Source organism: Allobosea sp. CER48, assembly GCF_044752385.1.
Lineage (GTDB): Bacteria > Pseudomonadota > Alphaproteobacteria > Rhizobiales > Beijerinckiaceae > Allobosea.
In genome coordinates this window covers 1-1,924 of the sequence record NZ_JBIWYK010000532.1, presented here as the reverse complement: position 1 = coordinate 1,924, position 1,924 = coordinate 1, and the positions used below count along the sequence as shown (strand labels likewise).

The following is a 1,924-nucleotide window of genomic DNA, read 5'->3' as shown; positions in this document are numbered from 1 at the left end:
GCCGAAGCCGCCGCGGCGCTCTGAATCCGTGACCACATCGCAAGCGCAGGCTGAGGAGAAACGCCGTGAAGATGAATATCTGGGATGCCTTCTGGGGCCTCGAGATCGAGCAGTGCCCCTGCGACGTGCATTTCGTCGAATGGCTTGAGCAGGAGAGTCTGAGCGGCCGACGCATCTATCATTTCGGCACCGGCGGCCACCATTATGTCGGCCTGCGCTGCGCCGAACCCCATCTCGGCAACACGGTGCTGGGCATCACCGCATCGCCGCAGGAATACGAGTCCTTCATCAGGCTCGCGACCGACAACCCGAACGTCACCAAGACATACAGCGCCTATTTCGGCGACATCTACACCAGCAACGCCCGCCTGCTGCCGCGCTTCGACATCGTGACGCTGTTCCACTCGGGCGAGTTCCGCGGCGAGGCAAACGACGCCTATGGCGCGCTGACCGACCGCGAAGTGATGGACCTCTTCACCGAACAGACGGACAAGGGCGGCTACATCCTGTTCTACAAGGGTTCCTATGCCTATGACGTGGCCGATCGGCTGATCCCGGACTGGACGAAAGCCATGCCGGTCGAGGAGGTCGCCGGCTTCAAGACCCTGCGCATCTTCCGCAAGACGGCCTGAGGCCGCCCGCAGCCGCAGGCGAGCCGGCGCGGGGCTGCGACGGGGCCGCGACGCGTCGCATGGCCGCCTCATCGATGGTTCCCTCATGGGGCTCATTCGCCGCAGCGGCTTGTGCATCGCCGCGGGTGCGCTATCTCTCGGGCCTGGGCGCGGTCGCGCCCTCACGTCCAACCGCGCCGCTGCGTTCCCGCGGCGGCGCGCAACCCAGAGAGCGCATGTCGTTCGGCCCGCACGAGCCAGGAATGCCCCTGCGCAAGCGCAGCCGCTGGTGGTGGCTCGGCCCGCTGGCGAGCACCGTCATATTCGGCGCCTCCCTGGTCGTGCTCTGGCACATCATCAGCGGGATGGAGCCGGGCCAGCTCGCCGGGGCGTTCAACAACGCCAGCCTGCGCCAGCTCGGGCTTGCGGCGGGCTTCACGGCGCTGAGCTATCTCCTGCTCACCGGCTATGATGCGCTGGCGCTGCGCCGGCTCGGGCTCTCCATTCCCTATCGCACGACGGCGCTCGCTTCCTTCACCAGCTATTCCGTCTCCTTCACACTCGGCTTCCCGATCGTGACCGGCGGCACGGTGCGTTACTGGATCTATTCGCCGAAGGGCGTGCGGGCCTCGGAAGTGGCGAGCCTGACCGTGATCGCCGGCATCACCTTCTGGCTCGGACTCGGCGCGATCCTCTGCGCCAGCCTGGTCTATTCGGCGGATTCGGTCGCGATGCTGGCGCGGACCTCGCCGCTCGTGGTCCAGATCGTCGGCGGCCTCGTCGGCATCGGAATCGTCGGCTACCTCATCTGGATCGCTACGGACGAGCGTTCCCTGCGTGTTCGCGGCTGGAACCTGCACCTGCCGGGGCTGGGCACCACGCTCGGCCAGATGGCGCTCGGCGCCTGCGAGGTCAGCGCCGCGGCAGCCGTGCTGTTCGTGTTGCTGCCCGGCGGCTACAATCTCGACTACCCGACCTTCCTCGCCGCCTACATCTTCGCCTGCCTGATCGGCATCGCCAGCCATGCGCCGGGCGGGCTCGGCGTGTTCGAGGCGACGATGCTGGTCGCGCTCAACCGCCTGCCCTACGAGCATGTGCTAGGGGCACTGCTGATCTTCCGCGTGATCTACTACGTCCTGCCCTTCATCCTGGCGCTGGCGATGCTGGCTCTGAACGAGATCATCCGCCGCATCCGCCGCCACGAACCGTAGGGCCTGCGCTACTTCATCGCGATGATGATCATCAGGAAGGCCAGCATCAGCAGGAGCAGCTTGAAGCTCCAGTTGAGCTTCCGCAGTTGCTCGGCGCTGTTC

The 1,924-nt window shown here is 66.3% G+C and carries 2 protein-coding genes; both read left to right on the top strand.

Annotation, left to right across the window (positions count from 1 at the left end; genetic code table 11):
- The first annotated feature begins 65 nt into the window (after positions 1–65).
- Positions 66–632: a hypothetical protein gene (locus ACIPIA_RS15190; RefSeq protein WP_400510756.1), complete on the top strand. Its 567-nt coding sequence runs from the start codon at positions 66–68 to the stop codon at positions 630–632.
- Between the two features lie 242 nt (positions 633–874).
- The gene (locus ACIPIA_RS15185) at positions 875–1,822 is read left to right on the top strand and encodes a lysylphosphatidylglycerol synthase domain-containing protein (protein WP_400510754.1); all 948 of its coding nucleotides are present in this window, start codon (positions 875–877) and stop codon (positions 1,820–1,822) included.
- The last annotated feature ends 102 nt before the right edge of the window (positions 1,823–1,924 follow it).